The organism is Streptomyces sp. NPDC014006, assembly GCF_043088925.1.
Classification (GTDB): domain Bacteria; phylum Actinomycetota; class Actinomycetes; order Streptomycetales; family Streptomycetaceae; genus Streptomyces.
Window position 1 is genome coordinate 244,053 of the sequence record NZ_JBICAJ010000005.1, and the last position, 26,118, is coordinate 270,170.

Genomic DNA, 26,118 nt, shown 5'->3' on the forward strand with positions numbered 1-26,118 from the left:
TTCGCCGGGGCCAGGTCGCTCGCCGTGCCGTTATTGCGTGGCGCGCCATCCGGTCCAGCGCGTGACGGTGACCACGACGACCGGGCCGTCCGGCGGGTGGGTGGCGTACTGGGGGTACTTGCGCCGCAGCAGGGAGATGGCCCCGGCGTGCTGCTCGCGTGCCGCGGGGTCGGCGGCGTCGGACGGCACGCAGCGGGCTCCGCCGTCGGCCCGCACCCACCACAGCCGGTCCCAGTCCTCGTCGTAGGCGTCGGCGAGCAGGCTCACCGCCGGGTGGACGGCGATGTTGCGCAGCCGCCGCAGCCGCTGGGTGGCCTTCGGTTTGCGGTCGACGGCCGTGACGATCCGGTCGCCGTCGGCGGCGAACACGACGGGCACCAGGTGCGGGTGGCCGCCGGCGTCGACGGTGGCGAGCCTGGCGACGCGGGCGCCGGCGAACCGCCGGCGGGCCTCGTCCTCGTCCATCGCGGGCACCTCAGGTCTCCTCCGCCGCCCTGGTGGTGGGGACGACGGCGACCGGGCACTCGGCGTGGTGCAGCACCGCGTGCACCACGCTGCCCAGGCGCAGTGCGAAGCGGCCGACGGGCGGATGCCGGGAGACGACGACCAGACCGGCCCGCGCGGAGGCCTCCACCAGGGCGGCCGCCGGGGTGCCGATGACGAGGTCGGTGTCGGCCCGGACCTGCGGGAACTCGGCGATCGGCCGGGCCGCGTGTGCGAGCAGACGCGTGTGGACGTGCTGTTCGTCGTCCACCTGGCTCGCCTGGGGCACTACAAGCCCGGCCCGCGCGAGCGGCGCCCAGGCGTGCAGCACCCGCACCCCGACCCCGCGCAGCCGTGCCTCGGCGAGCGCGAACCGTACGGCGTCCGCGTCCCGTTCGTCGCGTACGCCGACGACGATGCTGCCGTACTCGGTCTTCTCGGTGTGCCCGCGTGCGACGACGACCGGCCGGTCCGCGTGCGCGACGGTGCGCAGGCTCACCGAGCCCAGCAGCAGTCCGGAGAAGCCGCCGCGGCCGCGGGTGCCGACGACGATCAGGTCGGCGTCCTGCGCCGCGTCTATGAGGGCCTCGGCGGGCTGTTCGTGGGCGAGCGCGGTGTCCAGGGGCACCCCGGGGTGGCCGGCGGCGATCCGGGCCACGGCGTCGTCGAGGACGGAGGCGGCCGCGTCCAGGACACGCGCCTCGGCGCCCTCGCCGGCCGGGCTGCCCGGGCCGACGGCGTGCAGGACGCGCAGGCCGGTGCCGCGCAGGCCGGCCTCGGTGGCCGCCCAGTCGGCGGCGAGCCAGGCGTCGGCGGTGTCATCGACGCCGACGAGCACAGCGCGCTGCGCTGCTTCGGTCACCCTGCTCATCCCTCTCGCAGCGCGTCGAGCACGTCGGCGTCGCTGAGCTGCTCGAAGTCGTCATACCACAGGCCGACGGCGCGGAAGTCGGCCGGCCGGTACAGGCACACCACGTCGTCGGCCTCCCGGGAAAGCAGATCGGCGGACTCGGGGGCGGCCACGGGCACGGCCAGGACGACGCGTTCGGGCCCCTGCCGGCGGGCCCAGCGGACGGCGGCGCGCGCGGTCGCTCCGGTGGCGAGCCCGTCGTCGACGACGATCACGGTGCGCCCGGCGAGGTCCAGCGGCGGGCGGTCGCGGCGGTAGAGGCGTTCGCGGCGGTGCAGTTCGGCGCGCTCACGCTCCACCGTGTCCGCCAGCGCCTCGTGGGTGAGGCCGAGCCGGTTCAGCGCCCACTCGTCGAACAGGGGCGGATCGTCGCCGGCGAGTGCCCCGACGCCCAGCTCCTGCTGGAAGGGCGCGCCGATCTTGCGGGCGACGAGCACGTCGAGGGGGGCGCCCAGGGCACGGGCGACCTCGCGGGCCACGGGCACACCGCCGCGGGGCAGCGCGAGGACCAAGGGGTGCGGGAGGGTGCCCTTGTCGTGCCGGATGCGCAGCTGCTCGGCCAGTTCCCGACCGGCCTGGGTGCGGTCACGAAACTCCATGCGCCTCGCGTCTCCTTCCGGCGCCGGCCGCCGTACGGCTGCGTGCCGGGTACCCGGCACGCAGCCCGGGCACACGCGGCGCTAGTGGGCCGGGCGGCCCTGCCGCAGGAAGCTGCGCAGCCGGGTGAGCGGCCAGGTGTTGATCACGTCGTCCTCGGTGAGCCAGCCGCGCTGGGCCGTGCCGATGCCGTAGCGCATGTTGGCCAGGTGCAGGGTGGCGTGGGCGTCGCTGTTCACGGCGAACTTCACGCCGTGCCGCTTGGCCCGCAGGATGTCCTCGTCGCGCAGGTCCAGCCGGTCGGGGTGGGCGTTGATCTCCAGGGCGGTGCCGGTGCGGGCGCAGGCGGCGAAGACCGCGTCGAGGTCGGCGTCGATGCCGGGGCGCTTGCCGATGAGGCGGGTGGTGGGGTGGCCGATGATGTCGACGTACGGGTTCTCGCAGGCGCGCACGAGTCGCCGGGTCATCGTGGCGCGGTCCTGCGTGAAGTGGGAGTGCACCGAGGCCACGCACAGGTCGAAACCGGCCAGGAACGATGCCGGCCAGTCCACGTCCCCGTCAGGGCCGATGTTCAGCTCGGCGCCGTGCAGCAGCCGCATGCCCCGCCCCCTGCCGAACGCGCCGTCGAGGGCGCGGACGCGCTCGCGCTGGGCGAGCATCCGCTCGTCGGTCATGCGCTGCATGGCCATGTCCGGGCCGTGGTCGGTGATCGCGTAGTAGGCGTAGCCGCGTTCGGCGGCCGCCGCGGCCATCTCCTGAAGCGGCGCGAGCCCGTCGGTGAGGTCGGTGTGGGTGTGCAGGTCACCGCGCAGGTCGGCCTCGGTGACCAGGTCGGGCAGTTCGCCGCGCAGCCCGGCCTCGATCTCGCCGCGGTCCTCGCGCAGGGTCGGCGGGATCCAGGGCAGGCCGAGCCGGGCGTAGACCTCCTCCTCGGTCTCGGAGACGATCTTCTCGCCGCTCTCGGTGTCGAACAGGCCGTACTCGGACAGCTTCAGCTTGTGGTGCACCGCGCGTTCGCGGGTGCGGATGTTGTGCGCCTTGGAGCCGGTGAAGTACTGCAGGGCAGCACCCCAGGAGTCGGGGGGTACGACGCGCAGGTCGACGGCGAGGCCCTTGGTGGTGCGCACCGAGGTCTTGGTGGTGCCGTGCGCGATGACCTCGCTGACGTACGGCAGCTCGGTGAACGCCGTCATCAGCGGGCCGGAGTCGTCGGCCGCGGCGAGGACGTCGAGGTCGCCGACGGTCTCCTTCACGCGGCGCAGGGAGCCGGCGTAGGCGCAGCGGCAGCAGCCGGTCACGTGGGACAGGGCGGCGACCACGTCGTCGGCGAGGTCGAGGGCGACGTCGAGCAGGACGCGGTCGCCGGCGGACCGCAGCAGTTCGATGCCGTGCAGGATGTTCTGCTCGGTCTTCGGGCCGAAGCCCTTCAGGTCGCGCAGCCGTTCGCCGTGGATGGCGTCGGTCAGCTCCTCGACGGAGGAGACGCCGAGTTCCTCGTACAGCACCAGGGCCTTCTTGGGGCCGAGGGTGGGGATCGCGGTCAGCCGCCGGACACCGGCGGGGATACGGGCGCGCAGTTCCTCGACGGCGAGGACGGTTCCGGTGCGGAAGTACTCGGTGATCTTCTCGGCGATCGACTTGCCGACGCCCGGGATCTCCTGGAGGCCCTTGACGTCGAGGCGGGCCACGTCCGCGTGGTGGCCGCCGATCGCGCGGGCAGCCTTCTCGTAGACACGTGCCCGGAACGCGTCTCCCCCGGTGATCGAGATCAGGTCCGCGTACTCCTGGAACAGCGCGGCGATCTCGTCGTTGGAACGAGCCACACCTCCAGGGTAGGTGCGGTACGCGGCGGCGGCAGGGGGTACCCGCGAAGGTGGCACCACTCTTCCGGGCTCTTCGGGGAGATGACTCGCATGCTGTTGCTCGGACTCCTTCTGCTCGCGGCCACGGTGGCCTTCACCGTCCTCGCGATCGCCGGCAATCTGGGCGGCGGACCCCGCTACGCGGTGTCCGTGCTCGACCACCACATCGCCACGCTGAACGGGCTGGCCCTGTTCTGCTCGGGTCTGGCGCTGGCGCTGATCTTCTGTCTGGCGCTGGCCATGATGAGGAGCGGTGCGCATCACCGCCGTCGCGGGGAGCCGCGCGTCGTCGAGACGGAGGAGAGTACGACACTGGACGACATGATGCGCAGGCCGCACCGGCACGCCTGATCCGCAGGCGGCCGCTCAGCGGGGATGGCCTGCGGGCGCCGAGCACGCGCGCCCGGGCAGGCCGGCTCGGCGCGGCCGGCGGCGGCTGCCGCCGGCCGGACGTCTCCCGGGGTTGCGGTTACCAGATGACCGGCAGCCGCTCCGGGATGCGCTTCATGAACCCGGTACGCCAGACCAGTTGCTCCGCGGGCACGGCGAGCGCGAGCTGCGGCAGGCGTTCGGTGAGCACCTCGAGGGCGACCTCGGCGTGGCGGCGGCCGAGGCCGGTGGCGGGGCAGTAGTGCGAACCTCCGCCGAAGGAGAGGTGGTCGGCGGCGTTGGGGCGCTCGACGTCGAAGCGGTGCGGGTCGGGGAAGCGCTCCTCGTCGAAGTTGGCGCCCTCGACGAGCACCAGCACGAGTTCGCCCGCGCGTACCCGCACGTCGCCCAGGGTGACGTCCTCCAGCGCGATCCGGGGGAGCGCATCCCCGATGGAGAGGTTGACCCGCAGCAGCTCCTCCACGGCCGCTCCGGTCACCTCGGGCCGCTCCCGCAGCAGGGCCCACAGCTCGGGGTGGGTGAGCAGATGGACGAGGGCCATGGTGAGGAAGCCGGAGGTGGAGATGACGCCGGCGCCGAACAGCGTGACGCCGACGGTGGCGAGCATCTCGTCGGTGAGGTGGGCGTAGTCCGGGTCGTCCCGCAGGGTGGACAGTTCCCCCATCAGCCCACCGGTCGCGGGGTCGTTGAGCAGGCCGGTCATCCGGGCGATGTCCCGGTCCCAGTTGACCTTCGCGCCGGTGATCGGGCACGGCGAGTTCATGAAGGCGATGTCGAGGCTGCGCAGGAAGGCGGGTGCCTCGCTGGTGGGGATGCCGAGGATGTGGCAGTGCATCCCGGCGGAGTACGGCTCGCAGAACGCGCCGCGCAGATCGGCGGTCGGCCCCTCGGCGACGAGCGTGTCGACGAGGCGGTGCGCCTCGCGCCGTATCCACTCCTCCAGCCCCTCGGCCTTCGGGTTGAGCGCCCTCATCACCGCCCGGCGCAGGCCCGCGCCGGTGATGTTGCCCATGTTGTTCACGACCTCGGGCGGGATCGTCAGGGCGTACTGGCGGGGCATGCCCGGGGCGGAGGTGTCCTTCAGGGAGAACCGGCCGTCGGTGAGGACCTGCCGGCACAGCCGGTACGACGAGACCAGCCACGCCTCGTCGCCGGCGATGGTGCGCACCCGGGTCACCGGAGCCGCCTCCCGCAGCGCGGCCACCTCGTCGGGCACCTGGGTGCCCTCCCAGGAGAAGGGGAAGTCGAGCAGGGGCGGGGTGTGGACGGTGCTGAGGGTCATGCGGCGGCTCCTTCGACGGCGGCGGGCGCGGGGACGGGGGCGGATCCGGCCGGGTCGGCGTCGGCCGGGGTCACGATGGCGTGGCCCTGATTGCGGGAGGCGCGCAGTCCGGCGCCACGCGCGTACAGCAGCTCGGCCATGGGGAGCAGTTGGTGGTAGCAGTTGAGCGAGGACGGCACGCCGAGGATGGCCGGGGTGTCGAGGAAGAGCGGGGCCTCCGCGCAGACGTACTCCAGGCACACCGCGCGCTGCCGCTCGCCGGCCGGCTCTCCACGGGCGGTGAGGAAGCGGCTGACGAGCGCCGTGCACACGGCACGGAAGTCGTCGTCGGTGCCAAGCCGGCGGGTGAGGTGCTGGTGCAGGTCGCGGTAGGCGTCGTTGGCCCGGAAGGCCGACATGGGCTGCCAGCGCAGCCGCTTGCCGTCCGGGTCGGCCGCCGTGACCGCGTCCCGCACCTTGGCGCGTACGCCCCTGAGGTTCTTGACGGCCTTGCGGCGGGCGTCGTCGGGGGTGTAGCCGGACGCCTCGTACATGTCGGCGACGTAGAGGTCGGTGTAGACGAAGTCGACGCGTTCGAACCGGTTCAGCCCCCAGCGGGCGAGATCGTGCAGCCGCCCGGCTGAGAAGTAGCTGTTGCCGGGGGACACACCGATGACGGCGTGCGCGCCCTCGTCGTGGATGACCCGGCAGTGCGAGGTGTAGGGCTGGACCTGGAAGACGTCGGCCATCAGCACGGATGCTGTGGTCAAGGGGTGATCCTCCGCCGCGCGCAAGTCCCGGCAGGGCCCTGTGCCCTGGGTGTGGCGACGCGGCGCCCACACACTATGTGCGTCGACACGAACACGGGGCGTCACAGATCACTTTGGCCGAAAAGACTCGTAGCAAGACCTCAAATTCCCAGCGGAGGCGGCGGCTTCAGGCCATACGGGTGGCTCTGCGGGGGACGTCACCGTCGCGATGACGGCGAGACCACATCCCTCGGACCGTCCAATCGGAGCCAGGCTGAGGTGCGGCAGATGAACGGCAATGCGACATTTCCCTTGCCCTCATGTCGAATTCACTGATTGTTCATCTGTGGCGGCGCGTACTCGTCGCGGCGGCCGCACATCCCGAAGCCGGCGCGCCGGGTGGGCGTGCTGTCGTACGCGGCCGCCTCGCCGAGGTGGGCGATGTCCCCCGCCTCCAGCGCGTCGAGCTGTGCACCGGTGCGCTCGGCGGCGGCCAGAGCGCCCACGCGCCACAGGTCACGCCAGGCGGGCACCCGCGCGCGTACCAGGCGGGCGGCGGCACGCTGGAAGGCGCGGAACGGGCCGTCGTCCCCGGCGAGCAGGGCCGCGCGCAGCGGCAGGTAGCCCTCCACGGCGAGATCGCGGCGGCGCCGGGCGGCGACCTCCGCCTCGGGGCCGGCGCCGGGCGGGAGCGTGGCCGCGGCCGCGTACGCCTCCTGGTCGGCGAGCACCTCGGGCGGGAAGGTGAACACCGCGTCCCCGGCCTCCGGCAGAGCGCTGTTCTGCATGAGCACGGTGACGCGCAGATCGTCGCCCTGCACCATGCGGTGGACGGTGCCCGGCGTGAACCAGGCGAGGGAGCCCGCCTCGAGGGGGATGTCCCGGCAGCCGTCCGGACCGAGGGTCTGCACCGCGCCCCGGCCGCCCGTGACCACATACGCCTCCGTGCACACGAGGTGCAGATGAGGGCTGCCGCCGCGGACACCGTCGGCGGCCTGCCAGTCGTAGGGGCTCAGATGGGACAGTCCGACGGCGCCCGGCAGCGGGTGCGCGCCCGAGGGCGTCACCACGCCAGGCCCTTCAGATGCGCGGCGACCCGTTCGCGGTCCCAGGCGCCGTCGGCGATCACCATCCGGTAGCGGTAGCCGAAGGTCTCCCCCGGCGCGAGCGCGAACTCCTCGAAGAAAGCCCAGGAGAACGCGACCGTCGGGATGGGGTCGCTGCGCACGAACCAGTGGGAGGCGTGGATCGCGCACGCCTCGTCGAGGTTCTCCGGGGCGTGCGCGAAGACGAGCGTGGAGTGTCCGTCCACCTCGTCGTGCTCGGCGGTGAAGGCCAGCCACGGGCTCTGACTGCCCATCAGCTCGTCGGCGCCCTCCCCGTCCGGGGCGAAGACCTGGCCGCCGGTGAAGTCGCGGGGCCCGCGCCACTGCAGGCCGGTGTAGCCCGCCATCTCGCGCCCCGCGGTGGTCGGGGAGCCGAACACCAGCGGCCGGCCGCGCACGTTGGTGAGCCGGATCGACCAGTCCAGCGCCCAGGCGCCGGCCGCCTCGTCCACGGCGTGCACGGTGATGCCGCGCTCCTCGCGTGCCCACTCCTCGCCGCCATGGGTCACCCAGGTCAACGCCTCGGTGAAGGCGAGGCGTTCGTCCTCGGCAGTGAAGGAGGGGAAACCGTCGTGGCGCATGACGCCGACCCGCTCGGGCAGTGCGAGGTATCCCCGGCCGTGGACGTAGGAGTTGCCGCCCCAGAAGTTCTGTCCGGACAGGTGACTGGCCGTCATCTGCACGCCCTTGTGCCAGCGGTGGTCGCTCGGCCGATACCCGGTCACGGTGCGGCCGGCCAGGGTGCGCAGCGGGTGGGCGTACGGCTTGCGGGACTCGAAGGGCTCCGGGTCGGGCCGGTAGACGTAGCGCAGGATCTCGACGCCGTCTGCGGCCTCGACCGTGAGGTGCTCGCCGTGGACATGGTGGACGCGGATGCTCACGCGGTCTCCTTCGGGGCCCAGTCGGGGTGGTCGCCGTGCATGGCCGCGTAGTACCGGTCGCCGGGGCCGATCTCTCCGGCCCGCACCGGCCGGCCCGTGAACGCCGCCTTGTACAGGGCGGCGGCGAACTCCAGCGTGGCGCGCGCCTCCGGGCCGCTGCCGGGCGGCCGTACGCCCCGGTCGTAGGCGTCGAGGAAGGTGCCGAGCTGCGCGGTGTGCGAGCTGGGCACGTCGGCGGCCGGGCCGCGCCAGGCGGCGGCACGCTCGGGGGTGACATGCGGGGCGGGGCTGTAGGACCAGTCGTCATTGCCGTGGCCGTAGAGGTGGGTCAGCTCCACGGTCGCGTCGGCGCAGTCGATCCGGATGCGGCTCGTCTCGTCGGGCGACAGGACGCTGTTGACGACGGTGGCGAGGGCGCCGGAGCGGAAGCGGACCAGGGCGGTGGAGACGTCCTCGCTCTCGGTGTCGTGCGCCAGCCGGGCGGCCATCGCCCGCACCTCCTCCCACGGTCCGAGCAGGTGCAGCAGCAGGTCGTACTGGTGGATGCCGTGCCCCATGGTCGGCCCGCCGCCCTCGCCGGACCAGCGCCCGCGCCAGGGCACCGCGTAGTAGGCGGCGTCCCGGTACCAGGTCGTCTGGCAGTGCGCGACGCGCGGAGCACCCAGCTCGCCGCTCGCGATCAGCTCGCGGGCGTGCACCGCGCCGGAGCCGTAACGGTGCTGGAAGACGACGGAGGCGTATGCGCCGGACGCCTGTTCGGCGGCGGCGATGTCGTCGTACTCCGCGAGCGACAGGCACAGCGGCTTCTCGCACAGCACCCAGGCGCCCGCCTTGAGCGCGGCGGTCGTCTGCTCGCGGTGCAGCGCCGGCGGCGTCCCGACGAGCACCAGGTCGGGGCGTACGGCGTCCAGCATGGCGCCGGTCGAGGTGTACCCGGCGACCTGCTCGCCCGCGAGTTCCCGGAAGGCGTCCAGCCGGCCCTGGTCCACGTCGACGGCGGCGACCAGCTCGACCCGGTCGGCGTGGGCCGCCAGCGCGGGCAGATGACCGCCGGTGACGATGGCCCCGGTGCCGATGACGGCGACGCGGCGGCGGGCGGGTGGCAGGGGCATGCAGCGCTCCTCGGAGGCTCGGCGACCAGGTGTCGGACAGTGTCCGAGGGAGTTTAGAAAGCGCTTACTCCCCGAGCGGAGACCTTAGGGTCCCGGGGTGGGGACGACAACCCCGCACGTCGACATTCGCGTACGCAACGGCTGTCGGCCGTACGGTGGAGGCATGGGCGGCGGCACGCTGACGCTGTTCCTGTGCGGCGATGTGATGCTCGGGCGCGGCGTCGACCAGATCCTGGCGCACCCGGGCGATCCGGCGCTGCGGGAGGAGTACGTCGAAGACGCGCGCGTCTACGTCCGGCTGGCGGAGTCGGCGGGCGGTCCGGTGCCGGTCCCGGTTCCGCCGTCCTGGCCGTGGGGCGACACCCTGGCCGCGCTGGACGCCGAGGCCCCGGACGTGCGGATCGTGAACCTGGAGACGTCGGTGACCCGCGGCGGCGCCTTCGCGCCCGGCAAGGCGGTGCACTACCGGATGCACCCGGCCAACCTGCCCGCCCTGCTGATGATCCGCCCCGACGTGTGCGTGCTGGCCAACAACCATGTGCTGGACTTCGGCCGCCCCGGCCTCGCCGAGACCCTCGCCGCACTGGCCGGGGCCGGTCTGCGCAGCGCGGGCGCCGGTCCGGACGCCGATGCGGCCCAGGCTCCCGCCGCGGTGCCGGCCGACGGCGGACGGGTCCTGGTGTTCGCGATCGCGACGAGGTGCAGCGGCGTCCCGGCCGACTGGGCGGCCGGACCGGACCGCTCCGGCGTCGCCTGCCTGCCCGCCCTGACCCCCGCCACGGCCGACGCCGTCGTGGACCGGGTACGGCGGGTGAAGCGCCCCGGCGATCTCGCGGTGGTGTCGGTGCACTGGGGTTCCAACTGGGGCTACCGCGTGCCGGCTTCCCAGGTCCGCTTCGCGCACGCCCTGGTCGACGGCGGCGTGGACGTGGTCCACGGCCACTCCTCGCACCACCCCCGGCCGATCGAGGTGTACCGGGGGCGGCTGATCCTGCACGGCTGCGGCGACTTCATCGACGACTACGAGGACATCACCGGCTACGAGCGGTACCGCGACGACCTGCGCCTGGCGTTCCTGGCCACCGTCGAGCGGGACACGGGGGCCTTGGCCCGGCTGCGCATGCTGCCGCTGCGTTCCCGGCGGATGCGGCTGGAGCGGGCGCCGCGGGAGGACCGGGAGTGGCTGCGGGCGGTACTGGACCGGATCAGCGAGGGGGTGCGGATCGGGCTCGGCGACGACGGGGTGCTGGTGGGGCGGGTGGCCGACACCGGGCCATGAACGCTCCGGCCGCTCACCCCGCGTCGAACCACGGTCTCCCGGCGGCCCAGTGCCGCACCCAGCCGGCGAACCCCGGCTCGGCCGTCGTGTGGCCGAACTCCGCGCCGAACGGCACGGCCCCGACATCGGTGACGTGCCAGATGTGTCCCCGGTGGGGGCCGGTGACAACGAGGTGCCAGTACATCCCGCACCCGTCGGTCCCGAGCACGACCGACCCGTGGCGGTACACCGCCGCAATGCGCGCCTCGGCCTCCTCGGACGCATCCGGATCGTCCTCCCACAGCCACGGCTCGGTCAGCGGGAAGGGCTCGCCGAGGTCGCGCGCGCCCGCGTCGTCGCCCCAGTCGCGGGGCAACTCCCCCAGCGCCGTCAGACCGCAGTCGGGCGGGCCGAGGTACGAGCCGTCGGTCACGTCGGCCACGAAGGTGCGATACGGCTCGGGCAGTACGATGCCGTGCCGCGCCTCGAAGGCCCGCATTGCGTCCCAGCCGAGCGCGGACGCCCCGTCGTCATCGGCCCCGAACGCCGCACGCAACTCGGCGATGTCCTGTGTGGTCGCGTGATCGTCTCGCATCCCGTCAGAGGTACCAGACGGCACCGACAGCGGCACCACCCGCCCGACGGACCAGCTCGGCGGCGCACCCGCCCGACGGTCCGGCTCAGCGGCATTCCCCGCCCGACGGACCGGCTCAGTCCTCCGCGACCAGTTCGGCGGGCGTGGCGATCACGTCGACCAGGGCGTCGCCGCGCAGCGCCGTCAGGGCGAGGGGGCGGCCGATGGCGTCCTCCAGCATCCGGCGTTGCAGGGCCTGGGCGCTGTCCACCGGATCACCGTCGGCGGTGAGCAGCAGGTCGCCGCTGCGCAGTCCGGCGCGGGCAGCCGGGGAGGCGGGCACGACCTCCGCGATGCGCAGCCCGGTGCGCCGTCCGGTCCGCTCGCGCAGCGGCGGGGGCAGCGGGGCCGGGGTCCCGGCGATGCCCAGGTAGGCGCGGCGCACGCGGCCCGCGGAGAGCAGCGCGGCGATGATCTTCCGGCTGGTGCCGTTGACCGGGATGGCGAGGCCGAGGCCGATGTCGGCGATCGCGGTGTTGATGCCGACGACCGCCCCGTCCGCCGCGGCGAGCGCGCCGCCGGAGCTGCCGGGATGGAGGGCGGCGTCGGTCTGGACGACATCGTCGACGACCCGGGTGGCGACGCCCGCGCTGGTCGGCAGGGACCGGCCGAGGCCGCTCACCACGCCGGCGGTGACGCTGCCGGCCAGCCCGAGCGGGTTGCCGACGGCGACGACGAGCTGCCCGACCCGCAGCGTGTCGGCCTCGCCGAGCCGCACCGGCGGCGGCGTCGGCCCGTCGGCCCGGACCACGGCGAGGTCGGACAGCGGGTCGGCACCGATGACGTGGAACGGCACGGTCGTGCCGTCGGCGAAGGAGGCCGTACCGGCGTCGGAGCGGCCCACGACATGTGCGTTGGTCAGCAGGAACCCGTCGTCGGTGAAGACCACGGCGGAGCCGGTGCCCCGCACGAACCGGCCACGGGTCCACCGGTGCGCGACGGTCACCGCCGCCACCTTCGGCGTCAGCTCGGCGGCCACCGAGGTGACGATCCGCGAATACGCGTCGAGCGCGGCCTGCTCCTCGCCGGAACGGCCGGGCTCGAAGAGAGTCCCGTCCACGGGGCGCCCCTTCCGCTCGCCCGGTGTTGATTACATGATTACACCGGGCGGGCGGAAGGGGAACGCCCCGCGTGGCGGGACCGGAACACCGTGCGCTACAGCGACCGCTCCAGCCGCTCCGCGACCAGCTTCACGAAGCGGGCCGGGTCCTTCGGCTGGCCGCCCTCGGCCAGGACCGCCAGGCTGTGCAGCAGCTCGGTGGTCTCGGTGAGCGGGGTGCGGTCCGCCGGCTCCTCCTGGAAGGCCCGGTTCAGGCCCTGGACCAGCGGGTGGCCGGGGTTGAGTTCCAGGATCCGCTTGCTGCGGGGCACCTCCTGGCCCATCGCCCGGTACATGTTCTCCAGCGCCGGGGTCAGATCGTCGGCGTCGGAGACCACACACGCCGGGGAGACGGTGAGCCGGGAGGACAGGCGGACGTCCTTGACCTCCTCGGCCAGCTGCTCCTTCATCCAGCCGAGCAGACCGGCGTAGCTCTCGGCCTGCTTCTCCTTCTCGCCGTCGGTCTGCTTCTCCTCCTCGCCGTCGAGGTCGATCTCGCCCTTGGCGACCGAGCGCAGCCGCTTGCCCTCGAAGGTGCCCACAGTGTCGGCCCACACCTCGTCGACCGGATCGGTGAGCAGCAGCACCTCGATGCCCTTGGCTCGGAAGGCCTCCATGTGCGGGGAGTTCTCCACGGCCTGCCGGTTCTCGCCGGTGAGGTACCAGATGTCCTCCTGACCGTCCTTCATCCGCTCCACGTACGCCGCGAGGGTCGTCGGCTCCTCGGCGCTGTGGGTCGAGGAGAACGAGGCGACGGCGAGGATCGCGTCGCGGTTCTCCGCGTCGGTGACCAGACCCTCCTTCAGCACGGCGCCGAACTCCCGCCAGAAGTCGGCGTAGCGCTCGGCGTTCTTCTCGCGCATCTCCTTGACGGTGGCGAGGACCTTCTTCGTCAGCCGGTTGCGCATCGCGCGGATGTGCCGGTCCTGCTGGAGGATCTCGCGGGAGACGTTGAGGGAGAGGTCCTGCGCGTCGACGACGCCCTTGACGAAGCGCAGGTAGGGCGGCAGCAGCTCCTCGCAGTCGTCCATGATGAACACCCGCTTGACGTACAGCTGCAGGCCGCGCCGGTGGTTCTGGGTGAACAGGTCGTGCGGGGCGTGGGCGGGGACGAACAGCAGCGCCTGGTACTCGAAGGTGCCCTCGGCCTGGAGCCGGATCGTCTCCAGCGGATCGCGCCAGTCGTGGCTGATGTGCTTGTACAGCTCGTGGTACTCGTCGTCGGACACCTCCTCGCGCGAACGCGCCCACAGCGCCTTCATCGAGTTCAGCGTCTCGTGCTCGGGCGTGTCGCCGCCGTCGCCCTGGGGCTGGACGAGCTTGACGGGCCAGGTGATGAAGTCCGAGTACCGCTTGACGATCTCCCGGATCTTCCACTCGGACGTGTAGTCGTGCAGCTGGTTCTCGGGGTCGGCGGGCTTCAGGTGCAGGGTGACGGCGGTGCCCTGCGGGGCGTCGTCGACGCGCTCCAGGGTGTACGTGCCCTCGCCGCGCGACGACCAGCGGGTGCCGTGGCTCTCGCCGGCCCGCCGGGTGAGCAGGGTCATCTCGTCGGCCACCATGAAGCCGGAGTAGAAGCCGACGCCGAACTGGCCGATGAGGCCTTCCGCGCCGCCCTCCTCCTCGGCCTCCTTCAGCTCCTTGAGGAACTGGGCGGTGCCGGAGTTGGCGATCGTGCCGATGAGCCGCCCGACCTCGTCGTAGGACATGCCGATGCCGTTGTCCCGCACGGTGAGCGTACGGGCGTCCTTGTCCACCTCCAGCTCGATGTGCGGGTCGGACACATCCGCGTCGAGCGTGTCGTCCCGCAGCTTGGCGAGGCGCAGCTTGTCCAGCGCGTCGGAGGCGTTGGAGACGAGCTCCCGGAGGAAGACGTCCTTGTTCGAGTAGACCGAGTGGATCATCAGCTGGAGCAGCTGACGGGCCTCGACTTGGAACTCAAACGTTTCGGTCGCCATGGTTCGCGATTACCTCACTGATGGCTTTGGCTTCGGTCACCTTCGGTGGCCGTGACTGGTGCTCTCACTTTAAAACACCTGGTCAGGCCGGGAGGGTGACTTTCGGACGCGGGCGGCTCATCCGCCGCCGTCCCGGCGTGCGCGGGAGGCGGGGCGATCGTCTACTGAAGCCCACCCGACGCGTCGCAGCCCGGCCCACCCGACGGAGGCGCCCGCGTGCCCACCCGATGGACTTCCCACGACCGCCCGCCCCGGGACGGCACCGGCCCTCCGGCCCCGGACGGCGGCGCTCCGCCGCGCCCCGTGCTGCTCGGCCGTCCCTGCCTACGGCTCCTGTTGCTGCCGGTGCTGCTCGGGGTGCCCATCGCACTCGCCGCGTTCTGCTTCGGCAGCCTGCAGCACTGGCTGCAGCGGGAGGTGTGGGAGGAACTCCCCCGCTCCCTCGGACACGCACCGGCCCCCTGGTGGTGGCCGCTGCCCACCCTCGCGCTCGCCGGGCTGATCCTCGCCCCGATCGTGACCCGGATGCCCGGGGGCAGCGGGCACCACCCCGCGCAGGGTCTGCGCGGTACGCCGACCAACCTGCGCAAACTGCCGGGCGTGGCGCTCGCCGCGCACCTCCCGCTCGGCGTGGTCCTCGGCTCCGAGGCGCCGCTCATGGCGGTGGGTTCCGCGCTCGCCCTGCTCACCCTGCGCGCCGTACGCCGCACTGCGGACCGGCCGACGACGGCGGCGGTGGCCACCGCCGGCTCCACGGCGGCAGTCTCCCCCATTCTCGGCGAGCCGCTCCCCGCCGCCGACGGTGCCGGGGAGGCCGAGGAAACGAGGGGTGCCGAGAGGCCCGGGAGACCGGGGGTGGCGGCCGGTGAGCGGTGACCCGTCCGCGCCCCCGTTCCCGTCGGCGCGCCTGTGGCTGGGCGCGGGCGCCTGTGAGATCGCCCTGCTGCTGGGCTACTTCCTGCTGCCGTTGCACCGCCTGGGCCCGCAGCACTCCGCCCTCGCCGTGGTGCTGCTGGTCGGCGCCCTGGGCGTGCTCGCCCTGCTGATACTCCGGCAGATCCACGCCGTGCTGCTGGAACGGCCCGGGGCGCACCCCGGTCTCGTCATCCCGCTGCTGATGTGTTCGTCGGTGCTGGTCTTCTCCGCGGCCTACTTCGTCCTGGCGCACTACCCCGGCGAGATCACCGGTCTGGCCACCCGCGTCGACGCCCTGTACTTCACGCTGGTGACCCTCGCCACGGTGGGCTACGGGGACATCACCCCGATCGGGCAGGCGGCACGGGTGGTGACCTTGCTGCAGATCCTCTACAACTTCGTGTTCCTCACGGCGGCGGCTACCGCCCTGACGCACCGCATCCGCAGCGGTATAGGCACCCGTGGCCGCCGGTACCGCTGAGCCCTCGAACGAACGGCCGGCCCCGCTCCAGCGGGACCGGCCGGGTCTACCTCTGTTCAGGAGCGGACGGGTTCCGTGACGTCGATGCCGCGCGAGGCGACGATCCGGGCGCTGCCGTCGACCAGCCGGTAGCACAGGCCGACCACGGCGGCCTTGCCCGCCTCGACGCGCTCGGCGAGGTCGCGGGACCGCTCGAGCAGCAGGTCCACGGTGCGCTTTATGTGCTCGTCCAGGGCCGCCTCCACGCTGGAGTCCCCGGCCGCGCGCGCGGCGAACACGCTGGGCGTGACGCGCTCGACGATGTCGCGGACGTAGCCGCCGGGCGTCTGCCCGTTCTCCAGTGCGGAGCAGGCCGCGCTGACGGCGCCGCAGGAGTCGTGGCCGAGGACGATGACCAGCGGGGCGTCGAGGACGCTCACGCCGAACTCGATGGAGCCGAGCACCTCCGGACCCACCACGTGGCCCGCGGTGCGGACCACGAACAGGTCGCCGAGTCCACGGTCGAAGATGATCTCCGCGGCCAGACGGGAGTCCGAGCAGCCGAAGAGGACGGCGAACGGCTTCTGGGACGGCGCGATCTCGGTGCGGCGCGCGGCGTCCTGGTTGGGGTGCTGGGGGGCACCGGAGACGAATCGCTGGTTGCCGTCGAGGAGCAGGTCGAACGCCTCGCGGGCGGAGAGGGTCGGCGCATCAGTCATGGCCACAGGTTACTGGGTGGTGGTGAGCCCCGCCGGGTCAGGTCAGGTGGCCGAAAACGACGAGGTTCTGGGTGTAGTCCCGGGCGGATCGGTCGTAGCTGCCGGCGCAGGTGATCAGACGGACCTCGGCCTGCGGTGTGTCGGCGTAGACGCGGTCGCTCGGGAAGTCGTCCTTGTCGAAGGTCTCGGCGCTGTCGACGACGAAGGCCGCCCGGCGTCCGTCGGCGCGGTCGACGTAGATCAGGTCGCCCTTCTGCAGTTCGTACAGGCGGGCGAAGACGGCCGCGGAGGTCTTGGTGTCGACGTGCCCGGCGATGACCGACGTGCCCGGCTCACCGGGCGAGGGCCCCTTGGCGTACCAGCCGACGAGGTTGGTGTCGTCGGCCGGGGGCGGCTGGAGCCGGCCGCTCGTGTCGAGGGCGAGGTCGGTGAAGGGCGCGTCGACGGCGATCGCGGGGATCAGCAGGCGGGTGGGCCGGGAGCGCGGCAGATGGCGGTCCGTGTCGGCCTGGGCAGACGGCGCCGTGGCGGCGACGGCCGGCGCGGCGTGCGGCCGGGGGCCGGCGCCGGGGGCGGAGGTGTCGTGGTTGCCGGCGAGACCGACGGCGGCGACGAGGGCCACGGCCGCCCAGAAGAGTGTCGCGAGGGTGCGCGGTCCGCGTTTGGGCGGCTGCGGATCTGTCTCGGGGGAGGACGGGCAGGTTGCTGCCATCGGAACACCACCTCATTCGGGCACGGCAGCGGCGAGGACCGGGAGATCGAGCGGCGGGGCCGCCGCCGGCTGGATGCGCGTGCGGCGGCCCGTGGAGCTATGTCGGCTATGTCGTCGGGCATGGTCAGGCCACGCTTCCGGCGACCTTCTTGCGGCGCAGCAGGTACAGGCCGGTGCCGGCCACCGCGACCGCGGCGAGCCCGCCGGCCGTGACGCCCTGCGTGGCGAGCGCGCCGCCGCCGGTGTGCATACCGCCGTGCGGCTTCTTCTCCTCACCGCCGCTCCAGGAACCGCTGTCCTGGCCGCCGCCCCAGGTGTCGTTGCCGGGAGTCTTGCCGCCCCAGTCGGAGCCGCCGTTGTCCTTCTTGTACGTCTCCGGGTCCTGCTTGGGGTCGCGGGGGCTGCTGCCCCAGTCGTCGTTGGAGAGCAGGGTCAGCGCTCCGCCACCCGTGTGCATTCCGCCCTGCGGCTTGCCGTGGCTGCTGTCCTTGTCGTGCTCCTTGCCATAGGAATTGTCGTGCTCCTTGCTGTGGGAGGAGTCGCCGTGGTCCCAGCCACCGGACCCCTCGGCATAGGCGGGTGCGGCGATGGCGAGAGCCGCGGTGGCCGTCGCGGTGGCGAGCAGGATGCGGGCAGAACGCATTCGACAGTCCTTCCGTCACAGCCGGGCAGCCGACGCCTTGTCAGCTGGAGAGACCCGGCCCTGGCGTGATCCACCGTCAGTCAAGACCGGCCGGCGCACCATTCAGGGCGCTCACACGGGTTACGACCCCACCCCTACGGCGGCATCCGGCCCCTCCCGCGGGCCTTCCGCACGCCGGTCCTGGCGCGTGGGCTGGGTGAGGGCGCGGGCCGGGCGGCTGTCAAGGAGGCTGCCGGGCGGACGGCGGCGCGGACGGTGCAGTGGCGGCAGCGGGACCGCCGGGTCTGCGCCCTGGCAGGGGCCGCGACGGGGCGCCTACAGTGTGACGCCCCCGGTCACCGGCTCCCGCCCCGGTCGCCGTCCGCATCCGCCGTCGTGACGTGGGCGGACGCGGCGCGAGGGGCACCGGCGATCGCCCATGTGAACGGCACACCATCCCGTAGCCCGCCCCGGGCCGCGCCGCCGTGCGGGCACGACGGCTGCCCTGGGCCCGTCGTATGCCGCTGGAGGCCGCTGTGTCCCGACCCTGTGTCGCCCTGATCGCCGACCCCACGTCGCCCGAGGGCTGCCGGGAGTACCTCGCCCGGGCCGTCGAGCTGCTGACCGGCGCTCCCCCACTGCGGCTGGACTCCCGGTACTTCACGGTGGGCGGCGCCGGCCGCGCCGTACCGGAGGACGGGCGGTTACGGCTGCGGGTGCCGGACGAGGGCGTGAACGTGGTGCCGGACGTGGTCGTGCTGTACGAGATCCCTCCCCACCGGCGGCATGAACTCGACGCGTTCCAGCGGGAGTTGGCACGGTCCGGGGTGGCGCCGCTGGTGGGCACCCCGGAGGCGTGGCGGGCGGCGACGCAGAAGGACCGCACGATCGCGTGTTTCGCGCGGGAGGGGGTGGCCCACATGGAAAGCTTGGTGCTGTCCCGGCCGTCCCCGCAGGAGGCCGCGGCCGCCTTCGACAAGCTGGGGCGGGACGTGTGGGCCCGGCCGGTGGTCGGCACCGGCGGCAACGACACCTTCCACGTCACCCGCCCCGGGCAGCTGGAGCGGGCGGCGGATTTCTACGCCGAGCGGGGCACGGACTGGCTGCTCTCGCGGGACGCGGGGAACTTCACGGCCGACGGGCGGCGCCATCAGTTCCGGGTCTTCGTGCTGCACGGCCGTGTCGTGCACGCCCGGGAGCATCTGCAGCCGGCGCTCGACACGCCGTGCAACACGTGTCAGGGCGCCACGCCCGTGCCGATCGCGCCGGCGGACCTGCCGCCGCGGCTGGCGGAGCTGGCCGTCGCGGCGACCGCGTCGGTCGGGCTGCCGTTCGCCGGGGTGGACCTGGCCGTGGAGCAGGGCGGGGTCGTCTTCGAGGTCAACGTCCAGCCGGCCTTCGTCGACGGGGAACTGCCGACGGTGGCGGTGCCGTATGTGCGGGCGCATCTGGGCGCCGTCCTCGGACCGCGTCCGGGCGGGCGGGCGCCGGCGGGGGCGGCGTCCGAGGGGTGAGGCAGGGGCCGGGACGCGCGGGCACCGGGATCATCCGATCGGCCTTTCTTCGGCGACTGGCCCGGCCGGGCAGGGCAAGTAGGCTGAAGTGAACGCTGTGTGTGCGTCGCGAGCCGACGGAAGAGCACCCCGTGAACAGAAGTCTGCGCGTGCTCCACCAGGGAGTGAGCTGGGTCAAAGACCACCACCTGCTGCGGCGCGGCAGGGAACTGGAGCTGATGCACCGGGCCATGGGGTTCGCCACCCTGGCCCTGGTGACGCTGGCCCCGCTGCTGATCGTGGTGGCCGCGGCGGATCCGCTGCAGCGTGGGGGCTTCTCCTCGTGGCTCGCGGACGGCATGGGGCTGTCCGGCCGCTCCGCGAAGATCCTCACCGACATCAGCAGTCCGCCGAGCAACGTGGTCAACACCACCAGCGTGTGGGGCGGTATCGCACTGGCCGTGTTCGGTGTGTCCTTCGCGGGCAGCGTGCAGAACGGCTACGAACGGATCTGGAACCTGCCACCCGGGCCCTGGCACAAGATCTGGCGGCAGGCGGCCTGGCTGGCGGCCCTCACGGTGTATCTGTACCAGGAGGCGCAGACCCGGGTGGCCCTGAGCGGGCCGGAGCGTATCGCCCTGTCCTCGGCGACGGGCATCGTGTTCTTCTGGTGGGGCCAGTACTTCCTGCTCGGGGGTCAGGTGCGCTGGCTGCACCTGCTGCCGGGTTCGGTCGCCACGATGGTGGGCCTGGTCGGGCTCAGAGGCTTCTCCTACGTGGTCTTCACGCCCCTCATCGTCGACAACGCGGTCAGCTACGGCACGGTCGGCATCGTCCTGGTCGTCGAGTCCTGGCTGATCGGAGTGGGCTTCGTCGTCTACGGCGGCTCGATGTTCGGCCACTGGCTGTACGCACACCACCTGTGGAACCACCCCCCGGACGCCGAGCTCAGCCCCCCGACCCCCCAACCACCGGGCCCGGACCCCGGCCCACCACGCCGGCGGTGAGGGGGCGGACGACGGCACGGGGGATCGGGGGTGGGGGGCGGGCGACGGCACTCGGGTCGGGGGTGGGGTGGGGGTGGGTTGAGGCGGAGGGGCGGGGGCGGCCTAGGGGTGGAGCTGGGGCGGCGAGCCGGGCGGCCAAAGGCCCGGGGGCGGCCAAAGGCCGGAACTGAGGCCGCGGGCCGGAGCAGAGGCCGCGGACCGGGGGCGGCGGCGAAGGGCCGGAACTGGGACCGCGGGCCGGACAGAGGCCGCAGGCCAGGGCGGCCAAGAGCCGGGGCGCCAAAAGCAAGAACTGAGGCGCAGGCCGGAATTGCGGCCACGGACAGGGGCGGCCAAGGGCCCGGGGGTGGCCGAAGGCTGGCACTGAGGCCGCAGGCCGGGGACGGCAGCCAAGGGCTGGGACTGCGGGGCCGGAACTGAGGCCGCAGGCCAGAGTGGCCAAGGGCCGGGGTGGCCAAGGGCCAGGGTGGCCCAGGGCGGAGTCGATACCGCAGACCGGGGCTACGGCTATGGGCTACCGGCCGCTGGGCTGGGGCCAAGTGCCGCCGCGGCCGGGTAAAGCCGAGCCGGACCGGAGACCAGAAGCCTGCGGCCGGGCCGAAGGCCGCAGCACGACGCCGGCCGTTGTGCCGGAGGCCCGGGGCCGGGGCGGAGGCCACACCAGGGCCCCGGGCCGGATCACGGACCCGTGGTGGGGCCGGAGGCCGAAGGCCCCGAGCCGGAGGCCGGAGACCCGAGCCGAGGGCTGAAGGCCCGAGTCGGAGGCCGGAGCCGGGGGGCCGGAGACCCGAGCCAGGGCCGAAGGCCACTGGTCCGCGGCCGGGCCGAAGGCCACGGTACGGGCCGGAGGCCAGAGCGCAGCGGCCACAGCCGGGCCGGTGGGTGACGCTGGCGCAGTCGGGGGTTCAGCTGGTGAGGAGGGCGTCGATCTGCGACACCGCCTGCCGCAGGCCCTCGTCCATGCCCATCTTCAGCAGCTGCTCCATCTGCTCACGCGAGTCGAACGTGGAGCGCATCTCCATACGCGTGCCGTCTCCGTGCGCGGTGAGCCGTACCCGTACCGACATGGTCGGCATGTCGGCGGCCGGGTTGCCCTCCTGGTCGGCGAAGCCGTCCGTGAACTCCAGCAGGTCCGGCGGCGTGACGGTGGTGACGCGCCACCAGCCGCGATGCGTGTCGCCCTCGGGCCCGGTCATGAAGTACGTGACGCCCCCGCCCGGCGTCAGGTCGTACTCCTCCACGGTCGCCGGGTATGTGGGCGGCCCCCACCACCGCTCCAGCTGCCGCGGGTCGGCCCACAGCTGCCAGACCCGCTCGACGCTCGCGGCGAAGTCGGCGATCAGGGTGAGGGTCAGGTTGTCCAGGTCCTTGTCCACGCTGGTGACACTCATCGGTCTCGTCCTTTCGTGTCGAGTGCCCTGTTCTCCGCCGCCGCGCCGGAGTCCTGCGCGAGCAGCCGGGACATGCGGTCCACGCGCCCGCGCCAGGCGGACTCCAGTTCGTCGAGCACCTGCCGGGCCCGGCCGACCGCGTCGGGGTCCGTGCGCACGAGCTGCTCCCGTCCGCTGCGCTGCTTGCTGACCAGGCCGGCCCGCTGCAGCACCGTGACGTGTTTCTGTACGGCGGCGAAGCTCATCGGATAGGCGTCGGCCAGCCGCGACACGGACACCCCGGAGCTGAGGCACCGCCGGAGGATGTCGCGCCGGGTCGCGTCGGCCAGCGCGTGGAACAGCCGGTCAACGGCCTCGTCACCCAGCTCATCTACAACCATTTGGTTGTACGTTAGCCCCGTACCGACGGCGCTGTAAAGCCCTCCTGGGTACCGAGCACCGTCAGCAGGGCCAGCCGCTCGGCGTCCTCGCTGCCCGGCTCGGCGGTGAAGACCATGATCCGCAGGTCGCTGCCGGCCACGGAGAGCACATCGCAGTCGAGCGTCACCGCACCGACCCGCGGATGCCGGATGGTCTTGCGCGCCGCCGCGTGGACGCCGACCGCACCGCCGTCCCACAGCTCGGCGAAGCGGGCGCTGTGCCGGCGCAGCTCCGCGAGCAGGGCGCGCAGCCGGCGGTCGGCGGGATAGCGCGCGGCGGCGCCGCGCAGATCGGCGACGAGCGCGGCCTCGAAGGCGCGTTCCTCCTCGGGGGTGTACACGACGGGCCCGCTGGAGCCGAGGAAGTGCCGCCACACACCGTTGAGCTCCCAGCCGCGCCAGCGCGAGGAGTCGTCCATCAGCGCGGCGTACGGCGGGTTGGCGACCAGCAGCGTCCAGGTGGCGTCGTAGACCGCGACCGGGGTGCCCGACAGACGGTCCAGCAGCCGCTGCACGCTGGGCGGAACGAAGGCGGGCACCGTCGCCGGGCCCGGCGGGGCCAGCCCGGCCAGCCGGTACAGATGGCCGCGTTCGGCCGCCGACAGCCGCAGCGCCCGGGCCAGTGCCTCGACGACCTGCGAGGAGGGGTTGGTGGCGCGGCCCTGCTCGAGCCGCATCACATAGTCGGCGGAGATCCCGGCCAGCTGCGCCAGTTCCTCGCGCCGCAGTCCGGCGGCTCGCCGCCGGCCGCCGGCCGGCAGACCGGCGTCCGCCGGAGCGAGCCGGTCGCGCCAGCGGTGGATCGCCGCACCCAGTTCCTCAGGAGGCATGATCCCCAGTGTGCCGTGCGGAGCGGGCTCTTACCTGGTACCGGCGTTCCTAGGACAACCCGTCGTCTGGCTGCGCTCCCGCCGCAGGCGAACGCTGGACGTATGACGAACACACTGATCACCGGGGCCAACAAGGGTCTCGGCTTCGAGACCGCCCGCCGTCTGCTCGCGGCGGGCCACACCGTCCACCTCGGCGCCCGCGACCCCGAGCGCGGCCGGCGCGCGGCGGACCGGCTCGGGGCACGCTTCGTCCAGCTGGACGTCACGGACGACGCCTCCGTCGCCGCCGCGGTCAAGACCATGGAGTCGGAAGGCGGCCTGGACGTCCTGGTCAACAACGCCGGCATCGAGCCGCGCCGGCCCGACGGCTCCTTCGTGGACCCGGCGCAGACCACCGCGGACGCGATGCGGGCCGTGTTCGAGACGAACGTCTTCGGCATGGTCCGGGTCCTGCACGCCTTCCTGCCGCTGCTGCGGCGCTCGGCCCACCCGGTCGTGGTCAACGTCAGCAGCGGCCTGGCCGCCACCGCGGCCCTCGCCGACCCGGGGTCACCGGCCCACTTCTACCCCGACATCGCGTATCCGTCGTCCAAGGCCGCGGTCAACATGCTCACCGTGCAGTACGCCAAGGCGTTCCCCGGCATCCGGATCAACGCCGCCGACCCCGGGTTCACCGCCACGGACCTCAACCACCACACCGGCACCCAGACAGTCGAAGAGGGTGCGGAGGTCATCGTGCGCCTGGCCCGCGTGGGCGCGGACGGCCCGACGGGCACCTTCCAGAACGCCGCGGGTGTGCTGCCCTGGTGAGGTGGGACCAAAGGGCCGGCGGCCGAAGAACAGAGGGCCTGCGACGGGGCGCGGAGCGGCTTGGATAGAGTCGGCCCATGTCACACCCTGACAAGCTGCTGGTCGACATCGCCGCGCACGTGGAATCCGGTCACAGCACACAGATGTCGCTGACCGTGGTCGTGGACGGAGCCGTGATCACCGGGCGGCTCGCGCCCGAGACGGTCTGGCGTCAGCGGGTCGCCGAAGTACTGCGCGACTCCGAGCGACTCAGCCCGTTCGCCGGGATCTTCACCGCGGGCCACGAGGAGCCGGACCCCTCCGATCCCCCCAGGCCGCCCACACACCTGCATTTCCACCTGGCGCGGATCATCCAGGGCACCACGGGCATCCCCGAGAGCGGCGGCATGTACCGCGTCGCCATCGGGGACGTCACCGCCTGGACCATCGGGGACGTCCGCTACTCCGACACCTGAGCCACGACCTTCACACCTCGACCGGGACCGGCCGCGGCACGCAACGTCGCGGCCGGCAGGACGAGTTCGGCGCCGTCGCGGGCGGCCGCGAAGCCCCCCGTCGTGCCGACCGCCCGCTCTGCCGTGGTGCCACGGGAGTGAGTGCGGCCTGGCCGTGAGATCCGGTGCTCAGGCCCGCGTCGTGAGTGGTTGCTTCCCTCCGCCTCGCGTCATCGGCGGTTGACCGCTGTCGCCTCCGCGAGTGATCGCCCGGTGCGCTGCCGGGGCACCCGGTGCGCGCGTGATGATCATGGGGCGGTGACGTACAACTCCCCACTCCCCCGCCGTCGCGGCCTGCTGGTCACCGCCGCGCTCGGCGTGCTGAGTCTCCTGCCCGTGCCGCCCGTGCACGCCGCCGCGTCCGCGCCCCGGCCGGCCACGCCCTCCGAGCGGACCACCGACGCCTACCTGCGCGTCGTTCGCGACGACCCACGGCTGCTGCGCCGCTTCTTCGAGGCCATGCCCAAGGGTGGCGAGCTGCACAACCACCTCTCCGGTGCGGTGACGACCGAGTACCTGATCGAGCTGGCCGCCGAGGACGGGCTGTGCATCGACACCACGACGATGACCGCGGTGGCCCCGCCCTGCGGGCCCGGCACCCGGCCGGCCGGCGACGCGCGCACCGACCTCGCCTTCCACGACGCGCTGGTGCGGGAGTGGTCCATGCAGGACTTCCCGCCGGACGGCAACGGCCACGACCACTTCTTCGACACCTTCGGCAAGTTCGGCGAGGTGACCTGGCGGCATCGCGGCAAGCTGCTCTCCGAGGTCGCCGACACCGTCGTACGCAATAACCAGTTCTATCTGGAGACCATGGTCTCGCCCGCGTCCGACGGCGCGAAGAAGCTCGCCGGTGAGGTCGGGTGGGATGCCGATCTGGCCCGCCTGCACGGCAAGCTGACGGCCGGCGGGAAGCTCGACGCGCTGGTGACCGAGGCCCGCAAGGAGGCCGACGACTCCGACGCCGAGTTCCGTGCGACGTCGCGTTGCGGCACGCGGCAGGCCCGGCCGGGGTGCGGGCTTCAGGTGCGGTGGATCTCGCAGGTTTCGCGGGGCAGCGCACCGGAGCGGGTGTTCACGCAGCTGGCCCTCGGGATGCGGCTCGCGGAGCGCGACCAGCGGTTCGTCGCGGTCAACCTCGTGCAGCCGGAGGACTGGGACAGCTCACTGCGCGACTACAGCCTGCAGATGCGAATGGTGCAGTATCTGCGGGGTGTCTACCCGAAGGTCCATGTCACGCTGCACGCCGGGGAGTTGTGGCCCGGGCTCGTCAAGCCGGCCGATCTGAAGTTCCACATCGCCCAGGCGGTGAACGTCGCCGGGGCCGAGCGGATCGGGCACGGGGTGGACCTGGTCCACGAGGACGACTGGCAGCGTACGGCGCGGACCATGGCGGACCGGGAGGTCGCCGTCGAGGTGCCGTTCAGCAGCAACGCGCAGATCCTCGGGGTACGGGGGGACGATCATCCCTTCGCCACGTACCGTGCCTTCGGCGTGCCGGTGGTGCTGGCCACCGATGATCCCGGGGTGAGCCGGATCGACATCACGCACGAGTACCAGTACGCCGCGCAGACGTACGGGCTGTCGTATCCGGAGCTGAAGGATCTCGCCCGGGCCTCGCTCGAGTACGCGTTCCTGCCGGGGCAGAGTCTGTGGCGGGGCAATCCGACGCGGGGCGGGTATGTGACGGTGGCGGCCTGCCGGGGCGTCGAACCCGGGCGGGTCATGCCGGGGGGTGCGTGTCGTCGGCTTCTCGCCGACAGCCCCAAGGCTGCCGTCGAGTGGCGTCAGGAGGCCGCGTTCCGGGGCTTCGAACGGACGGTGGGGCTGGGACGCTGACGCTCCACCGGGGACCGTCGTGGGGTGCGCTGGGGTCGCTCCTGCGGCGGTCCCTGCGGGGGCGTTGGGATTGCGTGCCTTCGCCTGCGGCGGCCCCGCGGGCTTCG

At 73.0% G+C, this 26,118-nt stretch carries 27 protein-coding genes; 9 read left to right on the forward strand and 18 right to left on the reverse strand.

Annotated features, from left to right (window positions below; all coding sequences use genetic code 11):
- Positions 1-30: 30 nt before the first annotated feature.
- The 4 genes from ACF1GV_RS19310 to polX all read right to left on the reverse strand — a co-directional run bounded on the left by ACF1GV_RS19310 (position 31) and on the right by polX (position 3,813).
- Complete coding sequence (locus ACF1GV_RS19310; protein ID WP_391682179.1) at positions 31-474, reverse strand: TIGR03668 family PPOX class F420-dependent oxidoreductase; 444 nt, start codon at positions 472-474, stop codon at positions 31-33.
- Between the two features lies 1 nt (position 475).
- A complete protein-coding gene (locus ACF1GV_RS19315) occupies positions 476-1,354 on the reverse strand; it encodes a universal stress protein (protein WP_391682182.1) in 879 nt (292 codons plus the stop codon).
- On the reverse strand, positions 1,351-1,992 hold the full coding sequence (locus ACF1GV_RS19320) for a phosphoribosyltransferase (RefSeq protein WP_391682184.1): 642 nt from the start codon (positions 1,990-1,992) through the stop codon (positions 1,351-1,353). The genes ACF1GV_RS19315 and ACF1GV_RS19320 overlap by 4 nt, the downstream gene beginning before the upstream one ends.
- An 81-nt stretch (positions 1,993-2,073) precedes the next feature.
- The gene (polX, locus tag ACF1GV_RS19325) at positions 2,074-3,813 is read right to left on the reverse strand and encodes a DNA polymerase/3'-5' exonuclease PolX (RefSeq protein WP_391682186.1); all 1,740 of its coding nucleotides are present in this window, start codon (positions 3,811-3,813) and stop codon (positions 2,074-2,076) included.
- A 90-nt stretch (positions 3,814-3,903) separates the two neighbouring features.
- Here polX and ACF1GV_RS19330 point away from each other — a divergent pair, with 90 nt between their 5' ends.
- The gene (locus ACF1GV_RS19330) at positions 3,904-4,203 is read left to right on the forward strand and encodes a hypothetical protein (protein WP_391682189.1); all 300 of its coding nucleotides are present in this window, start codon (positions 3,904-3,906) and stop codon (positions 4,201-4,203) included.
- A 118-nt stretch (positions 4,204-4,321) separates the two neighbouring features.
- Here ACF1GV_RS19330 and ACF1GV_RS19335 read toward each other — a convergent pair whose 3' ends face one another.
- The 5 genes from ACF1GV_RS19335 to ACF1GV_RS19355 form a co-directional block, all read right to left on the reverse strand.
- The gene (locus ACF1GV_RS19335; RefSeq protein ID WP_391682190.1) at positions 4,322-5,524 is read right to left on the reverse strand and encodes a cytochrome P450; all 1,203 of its coding nucleotides are present in this window, start codon (positions 5,522-5,524) and stop codon (positions 4,322-4,324) included.
- Positions 5,521-6,273 carry a tRNA-dependent cyclodipeptide synthase gene (locus ACF1GV_RS19340; protein WP_391682193.1) on the reverse strand — a complete coding sequence of 251 codons (753 nt, stop codon included), beginning with the start codon at positions 6,271-6,273 and terminating at the stop codon, positions 5,521-5,523. The genes ACF1GV_RS19335 and ACF1GV_RS19340 overlap by 4 nt, the downstream gene beginning before the upstream one ends.
- A 308-nt stretch (positions 6,274-6,581) precedes the next feature.
- Positions 6,582-7,322, reverse strand: a complete 741-nt coding sequence (locus ACF1GV_RS19345) for a cupin (RefSeq protein WP_391682196.1) — start codon at positions 7,320-7,322, stop codon at positions 6,582-6,584.
- Complete coding sequence (locus ACF1GV_RS19350; RefSeq protein WP_391682198.1) at positions 7,316-8,239, reverse strand: PmoA family protein; 924 nt, start codon at positions 8,237-8,239, stop codon at positions 7,316-7,318. The genes ACF1GV_RS19345 and ACF1GV_RS19350 overlap by 7 nt, the downstream gene beginning before the upstream one ends.
- On the reverse strand, positions 8,236-9,351 hold the full coding sequence (locus tag ACF1GV_RS19355; protein WP_391682200.1) for a Gfo/Idh/MocA family protein: 1,116 nt from the start codon (positions 9,349-9,351) through the stop codon (positions 8,236-8,238). Before ACF1GV_RS19355 ends, ACF1GV_RS19350 begins: the two co-directional genes overlap by 4 nt.
- Positions 9,352-9,514: 163 nt before the next feature.
- On the opposite strand from ACF1GV_RS19355, the gene ACF1GV_RS19360 reads away from it, so the two are divergent.
- Positions 9,515-10,630, forward strand: a complete 1,116-nt coding sequence (locus tag ACF1GV_RS19360) for a CapA family protein (RefSeq protein ID WP_391682202.1) — start codon at positions 9,515-9,517, stop codon at positions 10,628-10,630.
- A 13-nt stretch (positions 10,631-10,643) separates the two neighbouring features.
- Here the strand turns inward: ACF1GV_RS19360 and ACF1GV_RS19365 are convergent, their stop codons facing one another.
- From ACF1GV_RS19365 to htpG, 3 genes are all read right to left on the reverse strand, one after another.
- Positions 10,644-11,204 carry an SMI1/KNR4 family protein gene (locus ACF1GV_RS19365; protein WP_391682204.1) on the reverse strand — a complete coding sequence of 187 codons (561 nt, stop codon included), beginning with the start codon at positions 11,202-11,204 and terminating at the stop codon, positions 10,644-10,646.
- A 115-nt stretch (positions 11,205-11,319) separates the two neighbouring features.
- Complete coding sequence (locus ACF1GV_RS19370) at positions 11,320-12,303, reverse strand: S1C family serine protease (RefSeq protein WP_391682206.1); 984 nt, start codon at positions 12,301-12,303, stop codon at positions 11,320-11,322.
- A 95-nt stretch (positions 12,304-12,398) separates the two neighbouring features.
- Positions 12,399-14,300: a molecular chaperone HtpG gene (gene htpG / locus ACF1GV_RS19375; protein ID WP_391682208.1), complete on the reverse strand. Its 1,902-nt coding sequence runs from the start codon at positions 14,298-14,300 to the stop codon at positions 12,399-12,401.
- Positions 14,301-14,516: 216 nt separating this feature from the next.
- Here htpG and ACF1GV_RS19380 point away from each other — a divergent pair, with 216 nt between their 5' ends.
- Complete coding sequence (locus tag ACF1GV_RS19380; protein ID WP_391682210.1) at positions 14,517-15,176, forward strand: hypothetical protein; 660 nt, start codon at positions 14,517-14,519, stop codon at positions 15,174-15,176.
- Positions 15,166-15,696, forward strand: coding sequence for a potassium channel family protein (locus ACF1GV_RS19385; protein ID WP_391682213.1), 531 nt, complete (start codon positions 15,166-15,168; stop codon positions 15,694-15,696). The genes ACF1GV_RS19380 and ACF1GV_RS19385 overlap by 11 nt, the downstream gene beginning before the upstream one ends.
- A 56-nt stretch (positions 15,697-15,752) precedes the next feature.
- Here the strand turns inward: ACF1GV_RS19385 and ACF1GV_RS19390 are convergent, their stop codons facing one another.
- The 3 genes from ACF1GV_RS19390 to ACF1GV_RS19400 form a co-directional block, all read right to left on the reverse strand.
- Positions 15,753-16,394: a carbonic anhydrase gene (locus ACF1GV_RS19390; RefSeq protein WP_391682216.1), complete on the reverse strand. Its 642-nt coding sequence runs from the start codon at positions 16,392-16,394 to the stop codon at positions 15,753-15,755.
- A gap of 37 nt (positions 16,395-16,431) precedes the next feature.
- Positions 16,432-17,106, reverse strand: coding sequence for a class F sortase (locus tag ACF1GV_RS19395; RefSeq protein ID WP_391682219.1), 675 nt, complete (start codon positions 17,104-17,106; stop codon positions 16,432-16,434).
- Positions 17,107-17,230: 124 nt separating this feature from the next.
- Positions 17,231-17,749 carry a hypothetical protein gene (locus tag ACF1GV_RS19400; protein WP_391682221.1) on the reverse strand — a complete coding sequence of 173 codons (519 nt, stop codon included), beginning with the start codon at positions 17,747-17,749 and terminating at the stop codon, positions 17,231-17,233.
- A gap of 515 nt (positions 17,750-18,264) precedes the next feature.
- Here ACF1GV_RS19400 and ACF1GV_RS19405 point away from each other — a divergent pair.
- Both ACF1GV_RS19405 and ACF1GV_RS19410 read left to right on the forward strand, forming a co-directional pair.
- Positions 18,265-19,242, forward strand: coding sequence for a RimK family alpha-L-glutamate ligase (locus tag ACF1GV_RS19405; RefSeq protein ID WP_391682224.1), 978 nt, complete (start codon positions 18,265-18,267; stop codon positions 19,240-19,242).
- 131 nt (positions 19,243-19,373) lie between these two features.
- On the forward strand, positions 19,374-20,228 hold the full coding sequence (locus ACF1GV_RS19410; protein ID WP_391682226.1) for a ribonuclease BN: 855 nt from the start codon (positions 19,374-19,376) through the stop codon (positions 20,226-20,228).
- Between the two features lie 905 nt (positions 20,229-21,133).
- Here ACF1GV_RS19410 and ACF1GV_RS19415 read toward each other — a convergent pair.
- From ACF1GV_RS19415 to ACF1GV_RS19425, 3 genes are read right to left on the reverse strand one after another with little or no spacing between them, the layout of a single operon-like run.
- Positions 21,134-21,619: an SRPBCC domain-containing protein gene (locus ACF1GV_RS19415; RefSeq protein ID WP_391682229.1), complete on the reverse strand. Its 486-nt coding sequence runs from the start codon at positions 21,617-21,619 to the stop codon at positions 21,134-21,136.
- Positions 21,616-21,999 (reverse strand): ArsR/SmtB family transcription factor, encoded by a 384-nt coding sequence (locus ACF1GV_RS19420; protein WP_391682232.1) that lies wholly within the window; start codon positions 21,997-21,999, stop codon positions 21,616-21,618. The genes ACF1GV_RS19415 and ACF1GV_RS19420 overlap by 4 nt, the downstream gene beginning before the upstream one ends.
- An 11-nt stretch (positions 22,000-22,010) precedes the next feature.
- Complete coding sequence (locus ACF1GV_RS19425; protein WP_391682234.1) at positions 22,011-22,868, reverse strand: helix-turn-helix domain-containing protein; 858 nt, start codon at positions 22,866-22,868, stop codon at positions 22,011-22,013.
- A 102-nt stretch (positions 22,869-22,970) separates the two neighbouring features.
- On the opposite strand from ACF1GV_RS19425, the gene ACF1GV_RS19430 reads away from it, so the two are divergent.
- The 3 genes from ACF1GV_RS19430 to ACF1GV_RS19440 all read left to right on the forward strand — a co-directional run bounded on the left by ACF1GV_RS19430 (position 22,971) and on the right by ACF1GV_RS19440 (position 26,011).
- Positions 22,971-23,678, forward strand: coding sequence for an SDR family oxidoreductase (locus ACF1GV_RS19430; RefSeq protein WP_391682237.1), 708 nt, complete (start codon positions 22,971-22,973; stop codon positions 23,676-23,678).
- A gap of 77 nt (positions 23,679-23,755) precedes the next feature.
- Complete coding sequence (locus ACF1GV_RS19435) at positions 23,756-24,133, forward strand: hypothetical protein (RefSeq protein WP_363265419.1); 378 nt, start codon at positions 23,756-23,758, stop codon at positions 24,131-24,133.
- A 297-nt stretch (positions 24,134-24,430) separates the two neighbouring features.
- The gene (locus ACF1GV_RS19440) at positions 24,431-26,011 is read left to right on the forward strand and encodes an adenosine deaminase (RefSeq protein ID WP_391682240.1); all 1,581 of its coding nucleotides are present in this window, start codon (positions 24,431-24,433) and stop codon (positions 26,009-26,011) included.
- Positions 26,012-26,118 lie beyond the last annotated feature (107 nt).

What these genes read in the sequence shown, in the direction of transcription:
- ACF1GV_RS19315 (WP_391682182.1), bottom strand. Translation starts at nt 1,354, where the DNA reads ATGAGCAGGGTGACCGAAGCAGCGCAGCGCGCTGTGCTCGTCGGCGTC.
- ACF1GV_RS19320 (WP_391682184.1), bottom strand. Translation starts at nt 1,992, where the DNA reads ATGGAGTTTCGTGACCGCACCCAGGCCGGTCGGGAACTGGCCGAGCAG.
- ACF1GV_RS19330 (WP_391682189.1), top strand. Translation starts at nt 3,904, where the DNA reads ATGCTGTTGCTCGGACTCCTTCTGCTCGCGGCCACGGTGGCCTTCACC.
- ACF1GV_RS19335 (WP_391682190.1), bottom strand. Translation starts at nt 5,524, where the DNA reads ATGACCCTCAGCACCGTCCACACCCCGCCCCTGCTCGACTTCCCCTTC.
- ACF1GV_RS19355 (WP_391682200.1), bottom strand. Translation starts at nt 9,351, where the DNA reads ATGCCCCTGCCACCCGCCCGCCGCCGCGTCGCCGTCATCGGCACCGGG.
- ACF1GV_RS19360 (WP_391682202.1), top strand. Translation starts at nt 9,515, where the DNA reads ATGGGCGGCGGCACGCTGACGCTGTTCCTGTGCGGCGATGTGATGCTC.
- ACF1GV_RS19365 (WP_391682204.1), bottom strand. Translation starts at nt 11,204, where the DNA reads ATGCGAGACGATCACGCGACCACACAGGACATCGCCGAGTTGCGTGCG.
- htpG (WP_391682208.1), bottom strand. Translation starts at nt 14,300, where the DNA reads ATGGCGACCGAAACGTTTGAGTTCCAAGTCGAGGCCCGTCAGCTGCTC.
- ACF1GV_RS19390 (WP_391682216.1), bottom strand. Translation starts at nt 16,394, where the DNA reads ATGACTGATGCGCCGACCCTCTCCGCCCGCGAGGCGTTCGACCTGCTC.
- ACF1GV_RS19395 (WP_391682219.1), bottom strand. Translation starts at nt 17,106, where the DNA reads ATGGCAGCAACCTGCCCGTCCTCCCCCGAGACAGATCCGCAGCCGCCC.
- ACF1GV_RS19400 (WP_391682221.1), bottom strand. Translation starts at nt 17,749, where the DNA reads ATGCGTTCTGCCCGCATCCTGCTCGCCACCGCGACGGCCACCGCGGCT.
- ACF1GV_RS19415 (WP_391682229.1), bottom strand. Translation starts at nt 21,619, where the DNA reads ATGAGTGTCACCAGCGTGGACAAGGACCTGGACAACCTGACCCTCACC.
- ACF1GV_RS19420 (WP_391682232.1), bottom strand. Translation starts at nt 21,999, where the DNA reads ATGGTTGTAGATGAGCTGGGTGACGAGGCCGTTGACCGGCTGTTCCAC.
- ACF1GV_RS19425 (WP_391682234.1), bottom strand. Translation starts at nt 22,868, where the DNA reads ATGCCTCCTGAGGAACTGGGTGCGGCGATCCACCGCTGGCGCGACCGG.
- ACF1GV_RS19430 (WP_391682237.1), top strand. Translation starts at nt 22,971, where the DNA reads ATGACGAACACACTGATCACCGGGGCCAACAAGGGTCTCGGCTTCGAG.
- ACF1GV_RS19435 (WP_363265419.1), top strand. Translation starts at nt 23,756, where the DNA reads ATGTCACACCCTGACAAGCTGCTGGTCGACATCGCCGCGCACGTGGAA.